The 22149-nt window shown below is 67.0% G+C and carries 16 protein-coding genes and 1 pseudogene; 6 read left to right on the plus strand and 11 right to left on the minus strand.

Going from position 1 to position 22149, the window contains the following annotated elements:
• Positions 1-158: 158 nt before the first annotated feature.
• Both G6048_RS35150 and G6048_RS35155 read right to left on the minus strand, forming a co-directional pair.
• Positions 159-1865 carry a glycoside hydrolase family 6 protein gene (locus G6048_RS35150; protein ID WP_165343648.1) on the minus strand — a complete coding sequence of 569 codons (1707 nt, stop codon included), beginning with the start codon at positions 1863-1865 and terminating at the stop codon, positions 159-161.
• Positions 1866-1878: 13 nt separating this feature from the next.
• Complete coding sequence (locus tag G6048_RS35155) at positions 1879-3054, minus strand: glycoside hydrolase family 5 protein (protein ID WP_165343649.1); 1176 nt, start codon at positions 3052-3054, stop codon at positions 1879-1881.
• A gap of 277 nt (positions 3055-3331) precedes the next feature.
• Between G6048_RS35155 and G6048_RS35160 the strand changes: the two genes are divergently transcribed.
• Both G6048_RS35160 and G6048_RS35165 read left to right on the plus strand, forming a co-directional pair.
• Positions 3332-6244 carry a glycoside hydrolase family 48 protein gene (locus G6048_RS35160; protein ID WP_165343650.1) on the plus strand — a complete coding sequence of 971 codons (2913 nt, stop codon included), beginning with the start codon at positions 3332-3334 and terminating at the stop codon, positions 6242-6244.
• A 138-nt stretch (positions 6245-6382) separates the two neighbouring features.
• The gene (locus tag G6048_RS35165; protein ID WP_408056204.1) at positions 6383-8704 is read left to right on the plus strand and encodes a beta propeller repeat protein; all 2322 of its coding nucleotides are present in this window, start codon (positions 6383-6385) and stop codon (positions 8702-8704) included.
• An 81-nt stretch (positions 8705-8785) separates the two neighbouring features.
• Here G6048_RS35165 and G6048_RS35170 read toward each other — a convergent pair whose 3' ends face one another.
• The 5 genes from G6048_RS35170 to G6048_RS35190 all read right to left on the minus strand — a co-directional run bounded on the left by G6048_RS35170 (position 8786) and on the right by G6048_RS35190 (position 16603).
• On the minus strand, positions 8786-9400 hold the full coding sequence (locus tag G6048_RS35170; protein ID WP_206342509.1) for a dihydrofolate reductase family protein: 615 nt from the start codon (positions 9398-9400) through the stop codon (positions 8786-8788).
• A gap of 165 nt (positions 9401-9565) precedes the next feature.
• Positions 9566-10045: a tetratricopeptide repeat protein gene (locus tag G6048_RS35175; RefSeq protein WP_328827906.1), complete on the minus strand. Its 480-nt coding sequence runs from the start codon at positions 10043-10045 to the stop codon at positions 9566-9568.
• Between the two features lie 9 nt (positions 10046-10054).
• Positions 10055-13243, minus strand: a complete 3189-nt coding sequence (fxsT, locus tag G6048_RS35180; protein WP_165343652.1) for an FxSxx-COOH system tetratricopeptide repeat protein — start codon at positions 13241-13243, stop codon at positions 10055-10057.
• A 467-nt stretch (positions 13244-13710) separates the two neighbouring features.
• A complete protein-coding gene (locus G6048_RS35185) occupies positions 13711-15567 on the minus strand; it encodes a rhamnogalacturonan lyase (protein WP_165343653.1) in 1857 nt (618 codons plus the stop codon).
• Positions 15568-15658: 91 nt separating this feature from the next.
• Positions 15659-16603, minus strand: a complete 945-nt coding sequence (locus G6048_RS35190) for a helix-turn-helix transcriptional regulator (RefSeq protein ID WP_165343654.1) — start codon at positions 16601-16603, stop codon at positions 15659-15661.
• A gap of 62 nt (positions 16604-16665) precedes the next feature.
• Between G6048_RS35190 and G6048_RS51600 the strand changes: the two are divergent.
• Together G6048_RS51600 and G6048_RS35200 are read left to right on the plus strand one after the other, a co-directional pair.
• Positions 16666-17148, plus strand: a pseudogene (locus G6048_RS51600) (hypothetical protein); the annotation flags it as partial.
• Between the two features lie 6 nt (positions 17149-17154).
• The gene (locus G6048_RS35200) at positions 17155-17643 is read left to right on the plus strand and encodes a hypothetical protein (RefSeq protein WP_165343662.1); all 489 of its coding nucleotides are present in this window, start codon (positions 17155-17157) and stop codon (positions 17641-17643) included.
• Here the strand turns inward: G6048_RS35200 and G6048_RS35205 are convergent.
• Positions 17600-18340 carry a class I SAM-dependent methyltransferase gene (locus G6048_RS35205; RefSeq protein ID WP_165343661.1) on the minus strand — a complete coding sequence of 247 codons (741 nt, stop codon included), beginning with the start codon at positions 18338-18340 and terminating at the stop codon, positions 17600-17602. The genes G6048_RS35200 and G6048_RS35205 overlap by 44 nt on opposite strands.
• Before the next feature lie 8 nt (positions 18341-18348).
• On the minus strand, positions 18349-18654 hold the full coding sequence (locus tag G6048_RS35210) for a 4a-hydroxytetrahydrobiopterin dehydratase (RefSeq protein WP_165343655.1): 306 nt from the start codon (positions 18652-18654) through the stop codon (positions 18349-18351).
• 215 nt (positions 18655-18869) lie between these two features.
• Between G6048_RS35210 and G6048_RS35215 the strand changes: the two genes are divergently transcribed.
• A complete protein-coding gene (locus G6048_RS35215; RefSeq protein WP_165343656.1) occupies positions 18870-19709 on the plus strand; it encodes a helix-turn-helix domain-containing protein in 840 nt (279 codons plus the stop codon).
• A gap of 17 nt (positions 19710-19726) precedes the next feature.
• Here the strand turns inward: G6048_RS35215 and G6048_RS35220 are convergent, their stop codons facing one another.
• Positions 19727-20146 (minus strand): hypothetical protein, encoded by a 420-nt coding sequence (locus G6048_RS35220; RefSeq protein WP_165343657.1) that lies wholly within the window; start codon positions 20144-20146, stop codon positions 19727-19729.
• 233 nt (positions 20147-20379) lie between these two features.
• Here G6048_RS35220 and G6048_RS35225 point away from each other — a divergent pair, with 233 nt between their 5' ends.
• Positions 20380-21243, plus strand: coding sequence for a helix-turn-helix domain-containing protein (locus G6048_RS35225; RefSeq protein WP_165343658.1), 864 nt, complete (start codon positions 20380-20382; stop codon positions 21241-21243).
• Positions 21244-21298: 55 nt separating this feature from the next.
• Here the strand turns inward: G6048_RS35225 and G6048_RS35230 are convergent, their stop codons facing one another.
• The gene (locus G6048_RS35230; protein ID WP_165343659.1) at positions 21299-21877 is read right to left on the minus strand and encodes a dihydrofolate reductase family protein; all 579 of its coding nucleotides are present in this window, start codon (positions 21875-21877) and stop codon (positions 21299-21301) included.
• Positions 21878-22149 lie beyond the last annotated feature (272 nt).

Raw genomic sequence — 22149 nt, forward strand, 5'->3', positions numbered from 1 at the left:
CCCGGGAGGCGGGCTGGGCCCAATGCCGTGACTCTCAACTTCGGCTGGACATACGGGCGTTCACCGATGCCCGTAGACTCATGGGTGTCGCGGCTGCGGGTGCGTCGTGGCTGGTCGCCACGACGCACCCGCAGCATCAAACTGCACAACCTGCGGAGCTAGAGCGCGGGATGCGCGTTCCGCATCAGCTCCTGGAACTGCGCCGAGAACCAGTGCCCGGAGATCGGCGCGTCCGGCAGCGCACCCGACATGTTGAAGTTGTTCCGAGGATTGCCCTCGTACGTCGGGTCACACATCCGGTCGAAGCCCTTGCCCTCGTCGTTGTCGATGGCCTCACTCGAACCATCGGACTCCCCCGGCGGCTTCATCCACACGTACGCGTCGATGCCGGAGGCAGGCGCGGCCTGCGGGCGCTCACCGAGGCCGGCGCCCGACTGGTTGCACCAGTTGCCCGGGTTGAGGCGGCGGTCGTAACGGCCCCCGTCGACGTACGTGTCGACGCTGGTCGTCGCGCCGGGGCCGGTGGGCCGTTCGGCCCCGCCCCACCCGTTTCGCGACGTATCGATCAGCATGCCGATACCGGAGTCGAAGCCCACCGAGACCAGCTTCTCCCGGAAGGCCTGCGCGAACGACAGCTCGTCGAGGTAGCGGTTCCAGTCGACCCACTTCGACTCACGGACCGACTTGCCGGCCACGGTGTCGTTGATCGTGAAGTGGTCTTCCTTCAGCGCGCTGTAGTTGGCGGTGTTGGTGATGAAGCCGTGGACGTCGTTCACCGTGGCGCCCTCGGCGGTCGCCGCCTGCTTGAACACATCGGCCGACGGGCCGAAGTTGTCGTCCCAGCCGATCCAGCCGTGGTGCCCGGCGTCCACGTAGTTGTAGACGTTCTCCGTGTCGCCGAACTTGTTGAGCGCGTAGCCGACGCCCTTGACGTAGTTGCCGTTGGCCTTCATCACGTCGCACTCGGGCGTGGCCGTGGGCCGGCTGCCGGTGTTGGTGACGAGGTTCGGCAGCGAGTCGATCTCGACCGTGGTGACGATGCGCAGGTCGGCGTACTTCGGGTCGGCGAGGATCGCCGCGATCGGGTCGATGTACTGCGTCTTGTACTTGTCGATCTCGTCGGGCTTGAGCTCGCCGTTGGAGGCGAGGGCCGCGCAGTCACGCCCGGGCAGGTTGTAGATGACGAGCTGGACGACCATCTCGTCCGAGCCCTTCTGCTCCAGGGCCTCGTCGAGGTGGGCGCGGAGACCCATCTTGCCGCCCGCACCGTTGATGGCGGCGATCCGGTCCAGCCACACGCCGGTGGGCTGGTTGGCGATGCGGCTGCCGCCTGTCTCGGCGCGCGCATTCGCGGACCACTCCGGGTTCACGTACACCTTGGCGCCCGCGTACGGGTTGTCGACCTTGGGACCCGTCGGGTCGGGCGGGTCGGTGGGGCCGCCCCCACCGTCGACGTTGCAGGTCACACCGTCGAGCGTGAAGGAGGTGGGCATCGCGTTGGTGCCGCTGTACGAGGCGTTGAAGCCGAAGCTGAGCGAACTGCCCGTCGACAGCGTCCCGTTGTAGCTCTCGTTGGCGGCGGTGACCGCGTTGCCGCTCTGGCTGAGGTTGGCGTTCCAGCCGTTGGTGATCTTCTGGTTTCCGGCGTACGACCACTTCACGGCCCAACTCGACTTGGCAGCCGTGTGGTTGGTGACCGTGACCGCGGCGGTGAAGCCGGAGTCCCACTGGTTCTGCACCTTGTAGTCGACGGTGCAGGGGACGGCGGCCGTGCCGGCGTCCGGGGGCATCGCCGCGACAGCGGTGCCCGTTCCTGAGGCGAGCAGCGCGAACGCCGCCAGTAACGCGGTTCTGGTACGGCTCATGATGTGCGGGTTCCTATCCGTCGAGGGAGCGCAGGTGATCGCGCAGCCCGATGCCGAACGACGTCGGTGTGCCGTCGTAGTGGGAGATCAGGGCCGGACCCGAGGTGCAGTTCCAGGTGTTCCAGGTCCAGCCGAGGTACGACTGGTCGTGCTCGTCGAACCACGCCATGACGCGGTCGATGAAGGAGTGCGCGCAGGTGTTCTCGCCGATCTCGCCCGCCACGAGCGGGACTTGGGCGGCGACCGGGCCCAGCGTGGAGTCCCAGCAGCTCTCGTTGGAGCAGGTGTTGAAGTTGTAGACGTGCCAGGCCGCGGCGAGATTGCCCGCCGGATCTGTCGGCTTGTGCGTCAGCCACTGGCTCAGGTCGTTCGAGTACGCGAGCCCGCCCGCCAGGATCACGTTGGTGGCGCCGGTCTCGCGGATCGTGTCGATCAGGTCCTGCATCCCGGCGACCTCGTAGCCGATGCCGGGGCAGGTGCCGCCGTCCCGCCAACAGGTCCACGCCTGGGCGGCGTTGGAGGTAGCGCGGTCCGGGTAGGGCTCGTTGAACAGGTCGAAGACGACGGTCGGGTCGTCCTTGAAGGTGTTCGCCACCGAGGCCCAGAACGACGGTGTGTACTGCGCGTTGGGCATCGGCTTCTGGCAGCTGGCGTGCACATCCGCGCAGCCCGCCGAGTTGCCCGTGTACTGGCCGTACGACCAGTGCAGTTCGAGCATCGGCGTCATGCCGTGCGCCTTGACCTTGTTCACCAGGTCCTTGACGGCGGCGATGTAGTTGACGCCGGCGTACTCGGGCTTGATGTTGGACAGGCCCAGCCAGCACTCCTCGTTGAGCGGAATGCGGACCGTGTTGACCTTCCAGTCGGCGATCGCCTTCACCGAGGCGTCGTCCACCGGCCCGTCCCAGATGCCGTAACCCTGCACGCATGCGAACTCACCGCCGGAGCGGTTGACGCCGAGCAGTCGCCGGGTGGCGCCGCTCTCGTCGACGAGCTTGTTGCCGGAGACCTTCAGCACGGGCGGACCGTCGGCAGCACGAGCCGGCGGATCCGCGAGTTCGGGCGAGGGCTCGGCGGCCGCGTACGCGGGCGCCGCTCCGGAAGCCGTGCCGACCGGCGCGATGGCGCCCGCCACGAGGGCGAGTGCCGCACCGGCCACTAAAAGAGGTAAACGCGGGGGGTGTCGCATGAGCGACTCCTTGCAGCTCTGACGCGCCGTCACGGACGCGCCGACTGATGGAATCGCTCCCACTGGTGCGGACGAAGGTAGCGCCAAGTGATGGCAAAGAACAGAGGAGTAACCAAGGAGTTGACATGTTGCCTACAGATGTCTCCATCGAATCTTTTCGACTCTTCAAGCACCTTGACCCTTGACACCCCTCTCCCCAAGATGGGAGCGCTCCCACTGGTTCAAGGCTTGTTGCTCCTCCCCCACGTCTCCGAGCCGCAAGGAGAGGAACCAGGACATGGCAGGCAGACAGAGACGCCGTGCGCGTCGGTTGTGGACCGCTGTCGTGGCGGCCCTCGCACTCCCGCTCACGACGCTGGCAACGGGCTCGACTCCCGCACAGGCGGCGGCAGTTGAGTGCAGCGTGGACTACAAGACCAATGACTGGGGCTCCGGTTTCACCGCGGAACTGACCCTCACCAACCGCGGCTCGGAGGCCATCGACGACTGGACACTGACGTACGACTACGCGGGCAACCAGAAGCTCGGCAATGGGTGGAGCGGCGCCTGGTCGCAGTCCGGCAAGACGGTGACCGTGAAGAGCGCCTCCTTCAACGCGAAGATCGCCTCCGGGGCCGCCGTCACCACCGGCGCGCAGTTCACGTACAGCGGGACCAACGCCGCGCCGACCAACTTCACCGTGAACGGCACCCGTTGCGCCGGCGCGCACCAGCCGCCGATCACCGTGCTGACCAGCCCCGCCGCGGGCGCCGTCTACACGCGGGGCGACGAGGTGCCGCTGGCCGCCACCGCCGCGGCGGCCGACGACGCGACGATCAGCAAGGTCGAGTTCTACGACGACACCAAGCTGCTCGGCACCGACACGACGTCCCCGTACACGCTGTCGGTCAACTCCCTTGCCGTGGGCAGCCATTCGCTGGTGGCCAAGGCGCACGACAGCCTGGGCGCTTCGGCGGACTCCACCCCGGTCGGCATCACGGTCGCCTCGGGTCCCGCCGTGGTGGCGACGCCCGCCCAACTCGGCGTCCGGCAGGGCAAGACGGGCACGTTCGACGTGAAGCTCTCGACCCAGCCGAGCGCGAACGTGACGGTCTCCACCGCCCGTACGGACGGCAATACGGGCCTGTCGGTCACCGGCGGATCGTCGCTCACCTTCACGCCGTCGAACTGGAACACGGCCCAGAAGGTGACCATCGCGGCCGACGGCTCCGGTACCGGATCGGCGACGTTCGAGTCGACGGCCACCGGGCACGCCAAGGCCACGGTCACCGCCACCCAGCTCGCCGCGACCAAGGCGTACGACGAGCGCTTCCTGGAGCTCTACGGCAAGATCACGGACCCGGCGAACGGCTACTTCTCCCCCGAGGGCATCCCGTACCACTCGGTCGAGACGCTGATCGTCGAGGCTCCGGACCACGGCCATGAGACGACGTCGGAGGCGTACAGCTATCTGATCTGGCTGCAGGCGATGTACGGCAAGGTCACCGGCGACTGGACCAGGTTCAACGCCGCGTGGGAGACCATGGAGAAGTTCATGATCCCCACGAAGGCGGACCAGCCGACGAACTCCTTCTACAACGCCTCCAAGCCCGGCACGTACGCGCCCGAGCTGGACAGTCCCAGCGAGTACCCGGCGAAGCTCGACCCCGGCGTCTCGGTCGGTCAGGACCCGATCGCCTCGGAGCTGAAGAGCGCGTACGGCACGGACGACATCTACGGCATGCACTGGCTGCAGGACGTCGACAACGTCTACGGCTACGGCAACTCGCCCGGCAAGTGCGAGGCGGGCCCGAGCGACACCGGCCCTTCGTATATCAACACCTTCCAGCGCGGCTCGCAGGAGTCGGTGTGGGAGACGGTGCCGCAGCCGACCTGCGACGCCTTCAAGTACGGCGGCAAGAACGGGTACTTGGACCTGTTCACCGGTGACGCCTCGTACGCCAAGCAGTGGAAGTTCACCAACGCGCCGGACGCCGACGCGCGTGCCGTGCAGGCCGCCTACTGGGCCGACATCTGGGCCGAGGAGCAGGGCAAGGGCTCCGAGGTCTCGGCGACGCTCGGCAAGGCCGCGAAGATGGGCGACTATCTGCGCTACGCCATGTACGACAAGTACTTCAAGAAAATCGGCAACTGCGTGGGCCCGTCGACATGTGCACCCGGGACCGGCAAGGACGCCTCGCACTATCTGCTGAACTGGTACTACGCCTGGGGCGGCGCCACCGACACCTCGGCGGGCTGGTCCTGGCGCATCGGCTCCAGCCACGCCCACGGCGGCTACCAGAACCCGCTGGCCGCGTACGCGCTCAGCTCCTACGCCGATCTGAAGCCCAAGTCGGCCACCGGGCAAGCGGATTGGGCCAAGTCGCTCGACCGGCAGCTGGAGTTCTACCGCTGGCTGCAGTCGGACGAGGGGGCCATCGCGGGCGGTGCCACCAACAGCTGGAAGGGTCACTACGCGACCCCGCCGGCCGGCACGCCCACCTTCTACGGCATGTACTACGACGAGAAGCCGGTGTACCACGACCCGCCGTCCAACCAGTGGTTCGGCTTCCAGGCGTGGTCCATGGAGCGGGTCGCCGAGTACTACCAGCAGACGGGTGACGCGGACGCCAAGGTCGTCCTCGACAAGTGGGTCGACTGGGCGCTGGCCAACACCACGGTCAACCCGGACGGCAGCTTCCGCATCCCGAACACCCTCCAGTGGTCGGGCGCACCCGACACCTGGAACGCGTCAAGTCCCGGTTCCAACAGCGGACTTCACGTCACCATCGCCGACTACACGAACGATGTCGGTGTGGCGGCCGCGTACGCCAAGACCCTGACGTACTACGCCGACAAGTCCGGGGACACCGAGGCCGCGTCGACCGCGAAGGCGCTGCTCGACGGCATGTGGGCGAACAACCAGGACGCGCTGGGCATCGCGGTCCCGGAGACCCGCGCCGACTACAACCGCTTCGACGACGCCGTGTACATCCCCAGCGGCTGGACCGGCACGATGCCGAACGGCGATGCGATCAACTCCTCGTCCACCTTCGACTCCATCCGCTCCTTCTACGAAGACGACCCGGCGTGGTCGAAGATCGAGAGCTATCTCGCGGGCGGCGCCGCGCCCACGTTCACGTACCACCGGTTCTGGGCCCAGGCGGACATAGCACTCGCCATGGGCTCGTACGCGGAGCTCCTCGAATAGCCCCCGTCGCTCCGTGTACAGGGCCCTACAGATGGGGCCCACAGGCCGGGCGGGCCCCTTCTCCTCCTAGGGGTCCGCCCGGCTCCGCCGCGCACTTCCTCCTCCCCCCATCCCCCGTTCCAGGAGAGGACCCCCACCGTGCGAAGAACCGGAAGAACCGTCAGAAGGGGCCGCGTTCTCACGGCCGTACTCGCGCTCGCGGCCGGTCTCCTCGCGGGCAGTCCGTCCGCGATGGCGGCCCAGCCGGTCGAGAGGCCGGTGAACGTCGCCGCCGACCCGTACACCTGGAAGAACGCCCGGATCGACGGCGGCGGCTTCGTGCCCGGCATCGTCTTCAACCGGACTGAGAAGAACCTCGCGTACGCCCGCACCGACATCGGCGGCGCCTACCGCTGGCAGGAGTCGACGAAGACCTGGAGCCCGCTGCTCGACTCCATCGGCTGGGACGACTGGGGCCACACCGGCGTCGCCGGCCTCGCCTCGGACTCCGTCGACCCTGACCGGGTGTACGCGGCCGTCGGCACGTACACGAACAGCTGGGACCCGGGGAACGGTGCCGTGCTCAGGTCCACCGACCGGGGCGCGAGCTGGCAGAAGGCCGACCTGCCGTTCAAGCTCGGCGGCAACATGCCCGGACGCGGCATGGGCGAGCGGCTCGCGGTCGACCCGCACAAGAACAGCGTGCTGTATCTGGGAGCCCCGAGCGGCAAGGGCCTGTGGCGGTCCACGGACTCGGGTGCCTCCTGGTCGCAGGTGACGAACTTCCCCAACGTGGGCAACTACGTGCAGGACCCGAGCGACACCAGCGGCTACGCCTCCGACAACCAGGGCATCGTCTGGGTCACCTTCGACGAGTCGACAGGCACTTCCGGCAACGCCACGAAGACCATCTACGTCGGGGTCGCCGACAAGGACAACTCCGTCTACCGCTCGACCGACGCGGGCGCCACCTGGTCCCGGCTGCCCGGCCAGCCCACCGGATACCTCGCCCACAAGGGCGTGCTCGACGCCGAGAACGGCTACCTCTATCTCGCGTACAGCGACAAGGGCGGCCCGTACGACGGCGGCAAGGGACAGTTGTGGCGGTACGCGACCGGGACCGGGACCTGGACGGACATCAGCCCGGTGGCCGAGGCCGACACGTACTACGGCTTCAGCGGGCTGACCGTGGACCGGCAGAACCCGGGCACGGTGATGGCGACCGCGTACAGCTCCTGGTGGCCGGACACCCAGATCTTCCGCTCCACGGACAGCGGCGGCACCTGGACGAAGGCCTGGGACTACAGCTCGTATCCCACCCGCGCGAACCGCTACACGATGGACGTATCGTCCTCGCCCTGGCTGACCTGGGGCGCGAACCCCTCACCGCCCGAGCAGACCCCCAAACTCGGCTGGATGACCGAGGCGTTGGAGATCGACCCGTTCAACTCGGACCGGATGATGTACGGGACGGGCGCCACGATCTACGGCACCGAGGACCTCGGCAAGTGGGACAGCGGGGGCCAGTTCACCATCAAGCCGATGGTGCGGGGCCTTGAGGAGACGGCCGTCAACGACCTCGCCGCTCCCCCGTCCGGCGGGGCGCAACTCTTCAGCGCACTCGGTGACATCGGCGGCTTCCGGCACACGGACCTCACCGAAGTGCCCTCGATGATGTCCACTTCGCCGAACTTCACCACGACCACGAGCCTCGACTTCGCCGAGACGAATCCCGGGACCGTGGTGCGGGCCGGGAATCTCGACTCGGGTCCGCATATCGCCTTCTCCACCGACAACGGTGCCAACTGGTTCGCGGGGACGGATCCTTCGGGAGTCTCGGGCGGTGGAACGGTCGCCGCGGCCTCCGACGGCAGCCGCTTCGTGTGGAGTCCGGAGGGTGCGGGCGTGCACTACGCGACCGGGTTCGGCTCGTCGTGGTCCGCGTCGAGCGGGATCCCGGCGGGCGCGATCGTGGAGTCCGACCGGGTCGATCCGAAGACCTTCTACGGCTTCAAGTACGGGAAGTTCTACGTCAGTTCGGACGGCGGCGCGACCTTCACGGCATCCCCGGCCAGTGGTCTGCCGAGCGGGGACAGCGTGCGCTTCAAGGCGCTGCCCGGCACAAAGGGCGAGATCTGGCTGGCGGGCGGCGCGAGCGACGGCGCGTACGGGCTGTGGCACTCGACGGACGGCGGCGCGAGCTTCACCAAGCTGTCGGGGGTCGAGCAGGCCGACACCATCGGCTTCGGCAAGGCCGCGCCCGGCGCCTCATACCAGACGCTCTACACCAGCGCCAAGATCGACGGCGTACGCGGCATCTTCCGCTCCACGGACCAGGGTTCGACCTGGACGCGCATCAACGACGACGCGCACCAGTGGGGTTGGACGGGTGCGGCGATCACCGGGGATCCGCGGGTGTACGGGCGGGTGTACGTGTCGACGAACGGGCGCGGGGTCGTTTACGGGGACACGGCGGGATAGTGGCCCCGTGGATGCCCCGGCCCGGCCTGGCCTGCGCGGTGTGCGCGGGTCGGGCCGGGCGGTGAGCCGGTGGTGGTCCCGCTACTCCGCGGCCTGGGACAGGTGGGCCTTGGCCTCCTCGTATCCGGCGTCGCCGGTGGACTCGGCCCGGGTGTAGACCAGGTGCAGTACGCCCGACCCGAAGGTCTTCGAGGAGAGCAGGCGCAGCGGGATCGTGGTCTCGGCCTCGTCGAAGAGCCGCATTCCGTGGCGTACGGCGATGGGGTGTACCAGCAGGTGCAGCTCGTCCAGGAGGCCGGCGGCCAGCAGTTGGCGGACGACGGAGATCGAGCCGCTCAGGGAGATGACCCCGCCCGGCTCGTTCTTCAGCGCGGTGACGGTTTCGATGAGGTCTCCCTGGAGCTGCTCGGAGTTCCGCCAGGTGAACTCGAGTTTCTGATGCGAGGCCACGATCTTGCGTACGTCACCGAGGATCTTCGCGAAGCCGGCGTCCTCCCCGCCCTCCGCCTCACGCTCGGGCCACGCCCCCGCGAAACTGTCGTACGTCTTACGACCGAACAGGATGGTGTCGACCCCGTCGAACAGTGAGCCGACGGCGGCCCCCATGTCGTCATCGAAGTACGGGAAGTGCCACTGGTCGGGGGCCTCCACGACGCCGTCGAGCGAGATGAACAGGCTTGCGGTGATCTTCCTCATGATGTTCCTTCCGAGGAGGCGGTCGCTGGTAGTCGGTGATGTTCAGTTGTCTCTTGGACCGCTGGAGCCGGAGGAATTCATCGGTGCTCGGCGGGCCGATGCCAGGCGATGGGCGCCGGAGCCCAGCTCACGGCGCGATGGTGACCGGCTCCGTCAGTGCGCCAGTCAGATGGGCAGCGGATCGAAAGTCCAGACAGAGCAACGTCCAGCGTGGGCCGTAAGCGTCAGACGGTGCTGTGCACCCAGAGTCTGCGCCAGCATTGACAGAATTTCGTCTCGGGCGGATCGGGGATGCGCCTTTCCGTGCAAAGGATCGCGTTCCAAGGACGACGCCAACTGTGATAGCAACGTCATGGGGTGACGCTCACCCAGAGTGAGCCCTGCACGTTCCGCGGTGTCCTCCAGCAGGGCAGAGGATTCTTGCGGAAGATCACCCATTCGTAGATCAATGGCGAGATTGTAAGTGACGCCCAGTGTCCAGGGGTGATTTTCCCCCAGAGAGTTGATCAGGACCGCTCGGGATTCTTCGTTTAGTTCACGCGCCTGCGAGAGGGAGTTTTTGAGCCGGTAAGCCATCGCCAAATTCGCCATCGTTCCTGCGGTGTAGGGGTGGCTAGTACCCAGCAGCTCACTGCACGTGTTCAGTACCTCCTCTCATTGAGCCGTTCCTTCCTCCAGGTCGCCGTGCGACCGCTCGGCTGCCGCCAGGCTTATCCTTGCGGCCAGAGCGAGCGGAGAATTGAGCCCCACCAGATTTTCTGCCATTTCCCTCACTTCCCGGAGCCTGACAAGCCCCTCGCCCACCGAATCATTGCGTAACTCGCATAGCGCAAGGTTGTGCTCGGCGCTCAGCGTGAATAGGTTCTCGTACCCCAGGAGCTCTCGATGAGCTTGAGTGGTCTGGAGCTGTTGGGCAAGCGCACTGTCGTAACGGCCCAGCAATCGAAGGTCCACGGCGTGCCGTCCTTCCGCCATGAGCCTTCCCAGATCCTGGGGTTCGTTGAGTTCCAAATAATAGATCACCGTCTGGCGATCCTGGCTCAGAGCCTCTGAATACCGCCCAAGAAGGCGTAGAGAATCCGTCAGGGAGCACGCGGCCTCCAAAGTGGAGGGGGAACCAGGACCGTAAACAGTTTGCTGGTACTCAAATTCACGGCGTGCCACGTCGAGGGACTCCTCGTAGCGCCCAAGCCCACGAAGATCCATCGCCAGAGAATGCCTCATACTGAATTCTGATGTTCCACCGTTTTCGATTCCGCCCTTGGTTTGTTGCTCGAGGTCGGCGTGCAGCGCCCGCCCGTAGTGCCCCAGAGCCCTGAGGACCTCGCTACGGTGGAGACTGAGAGCGTATTCTTTTGAGAGGTCTACATGTACCTGGCTACGCCAGGCTCGTTCGATCCGCTCCATGAGCCGCATGGCGAACTGAGGGTCGCCCGACAGAGTCAAATATCGCACGCAGTTGAGAATGAGGTCCAAGCCCTCTGCCGTGGCCTCGCCAGGAATTCCTGCCGACTCCAGATGCGGAACGATCTGTGCATACTGAGGCCATACGCGGATGTTTGCCGGATCACAGGGATCCGCTGTTGCCAGGGCATGGTGAACTCGCTGCAGGAGAGTGGATTTGTAGCCGCCGGCCATGCTGTCACGTATGACCCGGCGAACCAGAGGATGTATTCGAAGTGTTGGACCTGTTTGGCCGTGCGCGTCGCTTCTTTCCTCGTCCGGATCCATTTCCACCAGCGAGTGAGCCGTCATCGCGCTGACTATCTTTTGCCATCCCGAAACGTCCAGAGAAAGTCCTCGTAAAGGCTCCGGAAGACTCAACCGCAAGAGATTCAACGGAGCCCCGTCAACGGAAAAAAGCGCACAGACGTTGATCAGGTCGACAACCTCTGGGGATGACTCACGGAGTCGCCTGACAACCTCCATCAGAGCGCTGGAAAAAGTTGTCGGGTAATCTCCGGTAGCGTGCAGAGGAGCCCTGTCCCAAGATGTATTCCTCAAACGGTCCAGGTACTCCGAAACGGCGATCGGCGTGCCTTCGAGATAAGCTACCGCCTGCGCAAGCGCAAGCGGGTGGTCTCCAAGATCACTCGCCAACTCCTCAGCCTGCCGAGCTTTCACTCTCGGCGTCCTGCGCCTTATGAATGAAATACTTTCTGCACGCTCCAAGGGATGGAGTATCACAGTCTCCACCCCGTACTCCGACCAGTCGCTGTTCTGCGAAGTGATCAGTACGTGTCCGGGACCGTCCGGAATGATCTCCGCTATATTCGTCTGCTCGTCGGCACGGTCGAATATGAGGAGCCAGCGTGCGTACGGGGAGCCACGACGCAATGCAGAAAGAGCAGCCTCGGGCGACTCGTCGGCGTCTGCGCGTGCGAGACGACAGGCCAGCTCCGCGAGACACCTATGGATGGTCTCAGCTGTTTCTGAATCCACCCACCAGACCAGGTCGTACTGGGTTGCAAAACGATGTGCGTACTCCACGGCCAACTGGGTCTTCCCGATCGCCGGCATCCCTACCAGAGCAAATACTGCGGCACCGGCCGGTGCTTCATCCAGTGCATGACGTAACTTAGCGAGCTCCTTGTCACGTCCGGTGAAGTGAGGGTTTCGCACAGGGACATTCCCCCAGACGGGAGGATGCTTCTCCGGATAGCGAGAAGCCCTGGTCCCGGTCTTTAAAGTGCCATATTCCAGTTCCATGGCAAGATGGGCCAGAATTTCACGCTCATCTTCTTCGGCGCCATTACCCAGGCTGCCGACGCACGGGAGCGTGGTAGTAAGTTCCGTAAGGCTTTCGTCGTCGAGAGTGAAAACAACCAGTCGCCGACTCTGCTCCGTGCCGGCGAACCGCCTTATCAGCTGGGCCCAATCTTCCTCGGTGTGGGATCCGGCAAACAGGAAATCCCTACTGAAGAGCACAATATGTATGCCCTCGACGAGCAGGAGCGACTCCACATTCTCTTGGAGAGTTTCGGTGGCCGCTGGGTTCCAGCGCTGAATTATCGCTTCGTGCCCCATGGCTTCCAGGCGGTGCCTGATCCATATGGCCCAAGAGCGATCCGGTCCTGCATAGCTCAGGATGAACCGACCTGGAATTATATCTTGTTGCGGCTCCACTGAAGCAGATTCTTCTGCTGTCAGCAGCCGGCTCTCCAGAATCTCGCAGCGCCTCTCCGCTTCTACCGCCTGTCGCTGCGCTTGGCCCAGTGCCGCTTGAAGATGTGAGATCTCTTCCAGCAGAAGATCACGCTCGGCTTGCAGTGTGAGATAGTCCGCCGTGTCGATCTCCAAGGGGCTCGACACGGGAAATATCCTGCGGTGCTCGTTCGAACGCATCTGTGCAATGCTGCGCCTCTTTTGGATGAGCGCTTCGGTCAATGCCTCGACGTTCGCTTCGGCTGCTCGCAATCGCCGGTCTGCCTCCGCCAGCTGGTCTCGAAGCACCTGCAACTGGTACCCAGTCTTGTTGGTGGCTTGCAGCGCAGTGCGTTGCATCGATGTCACACGCTGGGCAACCTCAACCGAAATGGGTCGTCCAAGTGCCTCAGCCGCATCGACGAGCAGCCGGTCCACGAACTCGGCGGGGGCGACGGCCGTGCCATTGAGATATCGCGACACCGTTCCGGGGTCGTAGTGCTGACGAACGGCATAGCGGCGCACTGAAATACGAACGGCACCAAAGAGACTGCGCAGGGCTTTGGCCAACTCTCTGCACTCAGGCCCGACATGGGCAGGAATCGGCTTCAGACCGCTCGCACCGCTTACCGCTTCGAGCTGTTCGGACACCAGTTCCCCCTGGGCGTGGCTTTCAGACCGTTCAGCGCCAGTGTCCATTGACCGCTCCCCCATCGGTACCTTGCCGCGTTGCAGAGGTCCGCAACGTGTGCGAGCTCCCGCAACACCCTGATCAGCTCGGATGGTGATGTCCAGGAAACATCGCCCACCACCAAAGGGGTCTCAAGAATGCCACGCAAGAGCCGCAAGCACCCCCTCGATGAACCGGTGACCTTGGAAGAGTTGGTCTCAAACTTCCCCGAAGCGCTCTCCCGTCTCCTTAGTGCACTCGTCCTCTGGCTGGTCGACCAATTCTAGGCTGATCCAGCAGTTTGGGCAGGTGGAGATGAGCTGGTGGGTATTTTCGGGTGGTGCCCACCAGCTCAGCACGTCAGGGAACTTGTCGCGTGAAAATGGACACCTGCTGGTGCGGTTGAATGCACACGCGACGGCGCCCCCGCCCGGTCGACTCCGGGCGGGGGCGCCGCGTTTCCCTTTCCAGCCTTTGGGCCAGTCGCTCTCGCAGGTCAGGGTGCGTAGACGGTCGGACGGGGAGCCGTCGCCATGCCGCTGCCGATGGGGAAGCTGGGGTGCGGCGGCTGGTTGTAGGCCGTGTTCTGCCAGGCGAGTGCGACGCGGTACATCGGGTCGTGCAGGAGGGTGGTGATCTTCGTGCTGGTCTGGTGGGGGGTCGAGTAGATGCGCAGCGCCGTGTTGTTCGCGGTGCGCCAGACGACCTCCTCGCGCCAGTCGCCGAGGATGTCGCCGGAGAGCGCCGGGGTCGCCTTGGTGCCGTTGTTGGACGCGACGGAGGCTCCGGTCAGCAGCCGGGTGTCACCGCTCGTGCCGTACTTGTCGATGCGGGTGCCGTCGAGGAGTTCGCGGGTGGTGTCGCCGTCCCACCAGTTCACGAAGTTGATGCTGGACGGCTCGCGGCCGACCGAGGATCCGCCGGCCGAGCGGAGCGTGGTATCGGCCGCGGACCAGGACTCGGCACCGGCCGAACCGGCGTGGATGTCGGCGGAGACCCCGCGGCCGTTGTCGGAGCCGGAGGCGGTCTGCCACAGGATCTGTCCGGTGCGGGCATCCGCCATCCAGGAACCGGGCTTGGAGCTGTCCTCGGACACCTTGAAGTACTCGAGTCCCGCACGCGACGGGTTGAGGTCGCCGACGTGACCGGCGTCTCCGTGACCGAGCTTGGTTGTCCACAGGCCGTGCCCGTTGTCGTCCACGGTCATCGCGCCGTACACGATCTCGTCCTTGCCGTCGGCGTCCACGTCCGCGATGGACAGGCTGTGGTTGCCCTGGCCGTCGTAACCCTTGCCTGCGTTGGTCGAGGAGTTGGTGTCGAAGGTCCAGCGGCGCGTGAACTGGCCGTTGCGCCAGTCCCAGGCCGCGATCACCGAGCGCGTGTAGTAGCCGCGCGCCATGATCATCGAGGGCCGCTCGCCGTCCAGGTAGGCCGTACCGGCGAGGAAGCGGTCGACGCGGTTGCCGTACGAGTCGCCCCACGACGCGACGTTGCCGCGCCCCGGGACGTAGTCGACCGTCTGCATCGCCTTGCCGGTCTGGCCGTTGAACATGGTCAGGAACTCAGGCCCGGACAGCACGTACCCGCCGGAGTTGCGGTGGTCGGCGGACGCGCTGCCGATCACCGCGCCGGTGCCGTCCCGTGTGCCGTCCGCGGTCTTCATGGCGACCTCGGCCTTGCCGTCGCCGTCGTAGTCGTACACCTGGAACTGCGTGTAGTGCGCGCCCGAGCGGATGTTGCGGCCCAGGTCGATGCGCCACAGGCGGGTGCCGTCCATCTTGATGCCGTCGACGATGGTGTTGCCGGTGACACCGGACTGCGAGTTGTCCTTGGCGTTGGTCGGCTGCCACTTCAGTACGAAGTCGAGGGCGCCGTCTCCGTCGAGGTCGCCGACGGAGGCGTCGTTGGCCTCGTAGGTGTAGCCGGAGCCGCCCGCCGGGGGCGTGATCGGCACGTCCTTGTATCCGCTGCGGAACTGGATGGCGTGCTCCGAGAAGCCCTGCTCGACGCCGTCCACGATTGCGCGGACCCGGTAGTCGGCGGAGTTGGGCGCGCCGGAGTGGAAGTAGTTCGTGGAGCCGGTGATCGGGGACGAGTTGACCTTCGTGTCGCCCCGGTAGACGTTGAACGACACGTTGCCCAGGTCTGTGCCCAGCCAGCGCCAGCTGACCAGGTTGCCGCTGCCGGTGTGGACGCTGACGACGCCCCGGTCGAGTCCCTCGACCTGCCGGGCGACCGCGGCCTCGGCCGAACTCACGTTGAACGCGGTGATCCCGGTGGCGGCCAGGGTCCCGGTGACGACGGTGGCGAGCAGCAGGCGGAGCTTCTTGCGTCTGCGATGCGGGTACCGCACGGTGACGTACCTCCTGGGTGGGGGCAGAGGGGTTCCACTTCCTCAGTCGCCGCTGGGGGTACGGGAGTTGCCGCCTTTGAGCAAGCGCTCTCTACGCGTATGTGCGGGCCAGTGCGGTGACCGTCCGCGCGATGTGTTCCCGCAGCTCGGCCGGTTCCAGAACCTCGATGTCCGCGCCGAGGCGCAGAAACTCGCCGTGGGCGTGGTCGATCGACTCGATGGGGAGGGTGGCGCGGGTCCAGCCGTTCTCGTCGGTACGGCCGGTGGCCTCGACGGCACGGGCCGCGGCGCCGGTCAGCCGCACTCCCGGAGCCAGCCGGACCACCGCTCCGCCGCGGTGCAGCCGGTCGTGGAAGTCCCTTTGGTACGCCGTCCAGTACGCGGCGAGGTCGAAGTCCTCGGGGCGGCTGAACTCCTCGCCGGATGCGGCCAGTTCGAGGATCTGGTCGACGCGGTACGTACGCGGTCCTGGGCCGGCGATCACGTACCAGCGGCCCGCCTTGAGGACGAGTCCGTACGGTTCGAGGCGGCGCTCCACGTCGGTGGGCTCGCGCCAGCGGCGGTAGCGGACGTGCAGGACGCGGCTGTTCCAGACGGCGTCCGCGACGGCGGGGAGGTACGGGGCCTCGTCGTCCTCCGCGTACCAGCCGGGCGCGTCGAGGTGGAAGCGGCCGCTGATCCGGTCGGCGTGCTCGCGCAGTTCGTGCGGGAGGGCCGCGCGGACCTTCAGCTGGGCGGCGGCGAGGACCGAGCCGAGCCCGAGTTCGGCGGCGGGGCCGGGGACGCCGGCGAGGAAAAGGGCCTCGGCCTCTTCGGTGGTGAGTCCGGTGAGGCGGGTGCGGTAGCCGTCGAGGAGTTGGTATCCGCCCGCGTGGCCGGAGTCGCCGTAGAGCGGGACACCGGCGGCGCTCAGCGCCTCGACGTCCCGGTAGATCGTGCGCACCGAGACCTCCAGCTCCTCGGCGAGCTGGGCGGCGGTGAGCCGTCCTCGCGTCTGGAGGAGCAGGAGGATGGAGACGAGGCGGGCCGATTTCACTCGGTCACGATCTCAGACTTCACTGACAGAAGGTGTCAGTGAGGCGGGTCTAGCTTCCTGCCATGACATCTTCTGTGGCCTTCGCGGAGAAGCTTCTGACCGTGCCGCCGCCGATCGAGGTGGCGGGGCGGCGGATCAAGCGTTACCACGTCACCGCGGACCCGGCAGGCATCGCGCCCGACGTCGAGGAGGCGGCGTACGCGATCCTGCCGAAGCTGCTTCCGGAGCCGGACGGCACGCCACCCGCGACCTTCGTGGTGCTGCACCGGGGCGGTGACGACGGCGCGTACCTCAACGCGTACAGCTGGGTGTGGGACAACGTGCTGCACTTCCGGGGCGCCTCGGCGGGCCAGCCGGTCCTCGGCTGCCCGGACCGCGACCCGACACACTTCATCACTCCCGACCTGCCGTGGATCGGCTGTGTGTGGGAGCTACCGCCGATCCTGCACGAACGCGATGCCTGGGTACGCCACGTGCTCATGCCCGAGACCCCTGACCTGGACGGATACCTCTCGGACTCACTGCCCGAGGGCACGACCGGAGACCTCTTCATGAGCAGCGCGCGCGACTTCGACTTCTTCCACGGCGCGTGGGACGTCCGCAATCGCCGGCTGGCGGACTTCCTCGACCCGGACAGCGGGTGGCAGGAGTTCGCCGCCACGCACCGCTGCTGGAGTCTGTTCGACGGGGCCGCCAACATCGACGAGATGGCGGTGCCGAGCCAGGGCTGGAAGGGGCTGACGCTGCGACTGTTCGACCAGGAGACCAAGGAGTGGTCGCTGAACTGGTCGTCCAGCCGCACGGGCAAGCTGTTCCCGCCGGTGATCGGTCACTTCACCAACGGTCGGGGCGAGTTCTTCGGGGACGACACGCACGACGGCAAGGACGTGCGGGTGCGGTTCGTGTGGTCGGGGATCTCCGGCACCACCGCCCGCTGGGAGCAGGCGTTCTCGGTGGACGGCGAGAAGACGTGGGTGACCAACTGGGTCATGGACTTCACGCGTCACGCTGCTCCGGTTTCCGGAACGAGCGGAGCTTGAACTCCGGTTCGGGGCGCGGGACATGCTGGTGCGGGAGTTGTTCCAGGCGGGAGGCGAGCTGTTCGGTGAGAGGGGCGCCGGGGCGGAGGAGGGTGTACCAGCCGCGGCGTACGTCGGCGGCGGCCTGGGCCGGGGTGCGGCCCTGGCCGCGGCCTCGGAAGGTCGAGCGGGCCGCCGGGATCAGGCCGCTGTCGGTGGCGAAGCGCGACACCAGGCTGGACTCGTCGCGGGCGGCGCGGCGGGGGCGCGGGGCCATGACGGCGTCGATGTCGCTGCGCACGTCGTGGGCGGCGGCCTTGTCGACGGTGGTGACGAAGACGCCGCCCGGCCGCAGGACACGGGCCGCCTCGGCGACCACGAGGGCCGCGTCGTCCAGCAGATGCAGCAGCCAGATCGCCGAGACGGCGTCGAACGAGGCGTCGGGGAAAGGCAGTTGGCGGCAGTCGGCGCGTACGAGGCGGCCGGGTACCTGTGCGGCGGCCCGGCTCAGCATTCCGTACGCGGCGTCGGCACCCGTCACGTTGAAGCCGGCCTCCGCCAGACGCCGGGTCACCGTGCCGGTGCCGCAGGCGAGGTCGAGGAGAGTACGGGTGCCCTCGGGGAGCAGTCCGAGTACGGCGCTCGCGGCCTCGGCGGCCCGGGGCTCGCCGCCACGGAGGGCGTCGTACCGCTCGGCCTCCTCGTTGTAGTCGAACACCAGCGTGCTCAACTGGCACCGTGCCCGGAGGCGAGCTCCTCGACCCGGCGCGCCAGCTCGAAGTCCTTCTCGGTGACCGCGCCGCCCACGCTGTGCGTGTTCACGGTGAGCGAGACGGAGTGGTAGCCGAGGCTGAGGTCGGAGTGGTGGTCCAGCTCGTCCTGCACCTGCGCGATGTGCACGACCAACGCGGCCGCCGCGAAGTGCGAACCGAGCCGGTAGGAGCGGGCGATCCGGTCCCCGTCGAGCGACCAGCCCGGCAGCTCGGCGAGCCGTTCCTCGATGTCCTTCTGCGAGAGCGGTTCGAGGGGCATGGCTGTGCTCCGTTCCGTCGTCCCGTAACGTCCGGTTCTCTCAGCGTGCCACAGGCGGAGGGTTCCGGGCCTGGTCAGGGGGTGCCGCGGGGGCGGTCGGCGGATGGATTCGGCCGCGGGAGCGGGTGCGGGCGGCGCCCCGCCCGACTCACCTCTCCCTTCTCTCGCGTCACTCCGGTGGCTGCCCGGGACCGGGCCTCGACTACGGTCGTCGTATGGCCACTGTCCCGACCCCTGCCTCCGCCTCCTCTTCGGCCGACCGTGGGATCGGGCCGCTGTTGCGCGGCTGGCGCGAACAGCGCCGGGTGAGTCAGCTGGAGCTGGCGCTGCGTGCTGGTTCCTCGGCACGGCACATCAGCTTCATCGAGACAGGCCGCTCCCGCCCGAGCGAGGAGATGGTGCTGCGCCTCGCCGAGCACCTGGACATCCCCGTACGGGAACGCAACTCCCTTCTGCTGGCGGCCGGTTACGCACCCCACTATCCGGAGACGCCGCTTGACGACCCGGCGATGGAGGCGCTGCGGGAGGGCCTGGAGCGGCTGATCCAGGGCTACGAGCCCTACCCGGCGTTCGTCGTGGACGCCACGTACAACGTGGTCGCCGCCAACCGGGGCATCGCGATGCTGTTCAACGACCTCCCCGAGCACCTGCTCACCCCTCCACTGAACGCGCTACGGCTGACACTGCACCCGCAAGGCCTGGCACCGAGGATCCGCAATCTGCGCGCATGGCGCGGACATCTGCTCGACCAGATGGAAAGGGACATCGCCCTGCGCCGCTCGGACGCGCTGCGTGCGCTCTACGAGGAGGTGGCGGCGTATCCGTATCCCTCCCCGGAGGGAGACCCCTCCCCGGAGAGCGGCGAGGGGCCCGGGGAGCCGTTCGCCTTCGCGCTGCCGATGCAGATCGAGCACGACGGCCGCGTCCTGTCCTTCATCTCGTCCATCTCGACGTTCAACACACCCATGGACGTGACGGTCGCCGAGCTGGCCATAGAGACGCTGCTCCCGGCCGACCCGGCGACGGGCAAGTACCTTCAATCGTTGATGTCCTGACGACCAGCCATCCGCAGTCAGCGCCTCTGCACGGCTCGCAGTGCCGCATACTGCAGGCCCGCGAACCCCGCCACGACCAGCGCCTGTACCGGTATGTACACCGCCCCCGTGGTGGTCGGCGACAGCCATACGGCGAGTGCGAGGAAACTCAGGGCCGTCCAGGCGAGGTTGAGCTCGATCACCGCCCGGACCGGAAGGGCCTGCGGCTGCGGGCGTGTGGCCAGGAGGCCGACGCCCGCCGCGTACGCCGTAAGGAGCACGCCGAGAGTGAGCAGTAGGCCGGAGTCGATGCCGAGCAGCCGTCCCACAGGGCCGGGCGCGACGAGGTAGGCGATGCCGTTCGCGCCGGTCCCCACCGCGTCGAAGGCCAGGAAGCGGCGCAGCATGGTGTGCGGCTCGGGGGTGCGGGCCAGGGCGGCGAGCTGGGTTGCGGACATGGCGGATCAGCCTCCGTCGAGGTCGGGAAGGGATGGTGGGACCCGGTTCCCGGGCCGGAGTGCGCCGGCCCGGAAACCGGTACGCCCACCATGCCGGGCCGCGCGGGCGGTGGTCGATTACGTGCGAGGTAATGCGCGCCGCAATGGACGTAAGGAAGGGCCGCCGATCCCGTGTTGGTTTCCCGCCGACGTGGCAGACTTCTTGCGTTGCTCGGCGCGTGGGGAGGCGTGGCGTGAGTGAACGGCGTCCGGCGCCCACCGTCGGTCAGGTGGTGCTGGGGAGAAGACTTCAGGAACTGCGCGAGTCGTGCGGGCTGCGGCGGGACGAGGCGGCCCAGATTCTGCGGGTCACGGCCGCGACCATCCGGCGGATGGAGATGGCCGAGGTCGCGCTGAAGATCCCGTACGCACAGGTGCTGCTGTCGACGTACGGCGTGCCCGACGACGAGATCGCGGCGTTCGTCGCGCTGGCCGAGGAGGCGAACCAGCCCGGCTGGTGGCAGCGTTTCCACGACGTTCTGCCGGACTGGTTCAGCCTGCATGTGAGCCTGGAGGGCGCGGCCTCGCTGATCCGGTCGTACGAGCCGCACTTCGTGCCCGGGCTGCTGCAGACCGAGGAGTACGCGCGTGCCGTCCTGGAGGCGGGCACGATCGGGCAGACGCGGCCCGCCGATGTCGAACGGCATGTGAAGCTGCGGCTGGAGCGACAGAAGCTGCTGACCCGCGAGCGTCCGCCCCGGATGTGGGTGATCATGGACGAAACGGTCCTGCTGCGACCCGTGTCCGTGCGGGGCGAGGTGATGCGAGAGCAACTGGACCGGCTCTTGGTCCTCACCGAGAACCATCACATCACCTTGCAGATCGCCGAGTTCGCGCAGGGGCCGCATCCAGGGACGTACGCGCCCTTCACGCTGTTCCGCTTCGCGGAGCCGGAACTGCCCGACATGGTCTACAGCGAGTATCTGACCGGTGCGCTGTATCTCGACTCGCGCCGGGAGGTCGCCGCGCACCTCGAGGTGCTCGACCACGTGACGACGCGGGCGGCCTCGGCGCAGCGGACGCGACAGCTGATCGAGAAGCGGCGGGACGACTTCTGAGGCGCTGCCGTCGCACTGCGGGCATTGGCCCCATCACGGCCGGCTCCTCGAACGATCAGACATGCAGGGTGGGTCGGTAAGTGAGCTCCTGGATGTGGCCGTCGAGTGTTCGGTGCTCGAGCAGTTCGAGGTCGAAGTCGGCTGCCCCCTGGAAGATCGGGGACGCCCCGGTCTGACCGGTGATCACGGGGAAAAGGGTCACCTGGACGCTGTCGACGAGACCGGCGGCCATCAGCGCCCGGTTCATCGCCAGGCTGCCGTGCGAGCGCAAAGGCATCTCGGACTCCTCCTTGAGCCGGGCGACGACGTCGACGGCGTCGCCGCTCACGACGTTCGCATCCGGCCAGTCGAGGGGTTCCTTCAGCGTGGACGACACCACCGTTGCCGGCAGGCTTCTCATCCGGGTGACCCAGGGGTCACGTACCTCGGACTCCTCGGTGCTCGAGGCCAGCATCTGCGCGAACGCCCGGTACGTGTTGGCCCCGAAGACCATCCGCTGCTCCTCGCGGTACAGGGCGAGGCGGTGGTCGAGGAGTTCGGGGCCCTGCTTGCCCCAGTAGCCGGTCCAGTTGCCGCCGGCGGAGCCGTAGCCGTCGAGGCTGGAAAAGACGTCGAAGGTGTAGGTAGCGGTCATGATGTTCTCCTCGAGTGCGGCTGATCGCCTGTTGGAGATACAGACCGGAAGCCCCGGCGAAACTCATCGCCCCTGGCCTGGACTCCTGGAGTCCGGCCGCCCCGGATGGGACCGGGAAGTGGAGCGCCGAGTCGGGGCACGCCGTGGCCAGCTCACGGAGTGCCCCGCTACAGCCTCGCTACGACCGCTTCGTCGAGGAACTGCTCGGGCTCCTCACCACGGGCTGAGTGGTGCCGGCCCCAGACGATCTACGCCGCGCCCCCCTTCTTGTC

Origin of the sequence: Streptomyces ureilyticus (genome assembly GCF_011045025.1) — a bacterium.
GTDB lineage: Bacteria > Actinomycetota > Actinomycetes > Streptomycetales > Streptomycetaceae > Streptomyces > Streptomyces ureilyticus.

Bases quoted from the DNA above. Each gene is read 5' to 3' on its own strand.
- G6048_RS35150 (WP_165343648.1), bottom strand. From the start codon at position 1,865: ATGAGCCGTACCAGAACCGCGTTACTGGCGGCGTTCGCGCTGCTCGCC.
- G6048_RS35155 (WP_165343649.1), bottom strand. From the start codon at position 3,054: ATGCGACACCCCCCGCGTTTACCTCTTTTAGTGGCCGGTGCGGCACTC.
- G6048_RS35160 (WP_165343650.1), top strand. From the start codon at position 3,332: ATGGCAGGCAGACAGAGACGCCGTGCGCGTCGGTTGTGGACCGCTGTC.
- G6048_RS35170 (WP_206342509.1), bottom strand. From the start codon at position 9,400: ATGAGGAAGATCACCGCAAGCCTGTTCATCTCGCTCGACGGCGTCGTG.
- fxsT (WP_165343652.1), bottom strand. From the start codon at position 13,243: ATGGACACTGGCGCTGAACGGTCTGAAAGCCACGCCCAGGGGGAACTG.
- G6048_RS35200 (WP_165343662.1), top strand. From the start codon at position 17,155: ATGAGCAGCGCGCGCGACTTCGACTTCTTCCACGGCGCGTGGGACGTC.
- G6048_RS35210 (WP_165343655.1), bottom strand. From the start codon at position 18,654: ATGCCCCTCGAACCGCTCTCGCAGAAGGACATCGAGGAACGGCTCGCC.
- G6048_RS35215 (WP_165343656.1), top strand. From the start codon at position 18,870: ATGGCCACTGTCCCGACCCCTGCCTCCGCCTCCTCTTCGGCCGACCGT.
- G6048_RS35220 (WP_165343657.1), bottom strand. From the start codon at position 20,146: ATGTCCGCAACCCAGCTCGCCGCCCTGGCCCGCACCCCCGAGCCGCAC.
- G6048_RS35230 (WP_165343659.1), bottom strand. From the start codon at position 21,877: ATGACCGCTACCTACACCTTCGACGTCTTTTCCAGCCTCGACGGCTAC.